The organism is Mesorhizobium sp. M7D.F.Ca.US.004.03.1.1 (genome assembly GCF_003998635.1).
Lineage (GTDB): Bacteria > Pseudomonadota > Alphaproteobacteria > Rhizobiales > Rhizobiaceae > Mesorhizobium > Mesorhizobium loti.
In genome coordinates this window covers 1-893 of record NZ_RZQG01001472.1, presented here as the reverse complement: position 1 = coordinate 893, position 893 = coordinate 1, and the positions used below count along the sequence as shown (strand labels likewise).

Here is an 893-nt window from a genome sequence, read left to right as displayed (position 1 = left end):
GTTATCCGCTTCATGTGCGGGCACAAATTGCAGGGACGGATGAACTCGATCCCGGGATGCTGAAGTGCGACATTGTCGCTCATCGAGCATTCCGTCATCAACACGACGCGTGGCGGCTTTTGCCTCTCGACATAGTCGGACATGGCAGCGGTCGAACCCGAAAAGTCGGCCTCCGCTACCACTTCCGGTGGGCATTCGGGGTGAGCAAGCACTACGATGCCGGGATGTGCTTGACGCAATTCGCGAATGTCGGAGGCAGCGAAGCGCTCATGCACCTCACAATGACCTTTCCAGGCCAGGATCTCGACATTCGTCTCGGCGGCGACGTTCTTGGCCAGGTATTCGTCCGGCAGCATGATGACGCGCGGCACGCCAAGCGATTCCACCACCGCACGCGCATTACCCGAGGTGCAGCAGATATCGGACTCGGCCTTCACGGCAGCAGATGTGTTGACATAGGTGACGATCGGCACGTTCGGGATGCGCTGACGCATCAGGCGCACGTCCTCGGCGGTAATGGACTCCGCCAGCGAACAGCCTGCGTTCAGGTCGGGGATGAGGACCGTCTTCTCGGGGTTGAGCAGCTTCGCTGTTTCGGCCATGAAATGCACGCCGGCCAGCACAATGACATCGGCCTCGGTTTCGGCCGCCTTGCGGGCAAGCGCCAGGCTGTCACCGACGATGTCGGCGACACAATTGAAGATCTCAGGCGTCTGGTAGTTATGTGCCAGGATGACGGCATTGCGCTCCCGCTTCAGCGCTAGAATGGCATCGATGTCGTCAAGAAAGGTCGACCATTCGATCGTGGGAATAACCCGCCGAACGCGATCGTACAGGGAAGCGGCCGAAGGCAGGATGGCGCTCATCGAGCCTCCAGTTATAGTCTACGTGAT

At 59.6% G+C, this 893-nt stretch carries 1 protein-coding gene; it reads right to left on the bottom strand.

From position 1 onward, the window contains the following. A partial coding sequence (gene nadA, locus EN935_RS38040; RefSeq protein WP_127374342.1) for a quinolinate synthase NadA occupies positions 1-866 on the bottom strand: 866 nt, incomplete at its 3' end. Positions 867-893: the final 27 nt, after the last annotated feature.